The 916-nt window shown below is 67.4% G+C and carries 1 protein-coding gene and 1 pseudogene; both read left to right on the top strand.

The window, feature by feature from the left end:
• Positions 1 to 218 (top strand): annotated as a pseudogene (locus tag TN53_RS41055) (flavodoxin); the annotation flags it as partial.
• 182 nt (positions 219 to 400) lie between these two features.
• Positions 401 to 724 carry a hypothetical protein gene (locus TN53_RS41050; protein WP_234441831.1) on the top strand — a complete coding sequence of 108 codons (324 nt, stop codon included), beginning with the start codon at positions 401 to 403 and terminating at the stop codon, positions 722 to 724.
• Positions 725 to 916: the final 192 nt, after the last annotated feature.

Genomic DNA, 916 nt, shown 5'->3' with positions numbered 1-916 from the left:
CGGTCGTCACCGGCTTCCAGCCCCTGAACGCCGAGGTCATCGCCGGCTGCCACTGCCCGGTCCTCCGCGGAGCCCAGATCCCCGAGGCCTACGACCTCCTCCGCCAGCTCCCCGGAATCCCACCATGGGAAGAGTTCACCCAGACCGACCTGGACCAGTGGATGGCGGCTGCCGAGAGCTCGGTCCCGCCGGAGCAGCCGCGGCCGTCGGGGACGTGAGCGGCGCTGCCGCGCGGCGTTGAGAACTGCTGCACTCCGTCGAACGGAAAACCTGACGACCGGAGGGGCCGCTCGACTACGGTCGCCGGGGAGGTGACCGCGTGTCCTGGCCATCTGTGATCATTCTTGTCCCCGTGGAGCGACGCCCGTCGCTTGAAGGACGAATCCGTTCCCTTGAGCTCGTGCCGGATCCCGTGACGGGCGACGAAAAGCTGCACCATCACGGGTACTCGTACTACATCGACCTCTCGGGTGGGATCCTGGCGGACTACGAGCCGGAGGAGGTCGAGCAGATGAGGACCCGGATCGGCGAACCGTACGCGGTCTACGTGTCGTGTCAGTCCATGGACGCAGCCCGGGCCTTCCTCCGCGACGTCCTGCCTGGTGTCGACGGCCTTGTCGACACCAACCACTACGACACCCTGCCGGCGAGTGCGTTCCTCACACTGGTGGACCGTCACCCCGCATGGGACTGGCGTCGCCAACCAAGCGCAGAGCTTCAGTAGACCGGTCCACCTCGGCGAGGGCGGCATCGACCACCAACTCTGCGATGGATCACGCGCACGCGCCGGTGCGGGTGTCGTTGAGTGGGTGCCGCGTGCGCCCGCGCCGTCGAAGAGCAACGCGAGTTGCTCACCTAGCGTCTGCAGAACTCTGTGTGTGCCTGTGGGTTCCAGGCTTTTCGGGCGCGGCGTGGC

It is taken from the genome of Streptomyces sp. WM6386 (assembly GCF_000972385.1).
In the GTDB taxonomy this organism is placed as follows: Bacteria; Actinomycetota; Actinomycetes; order Streptomycetales; family Streptomycetaceae; genus Streptomyces.
This window is presented reverse-complemented; position numbering and strand designations above follow the sequence as displayed.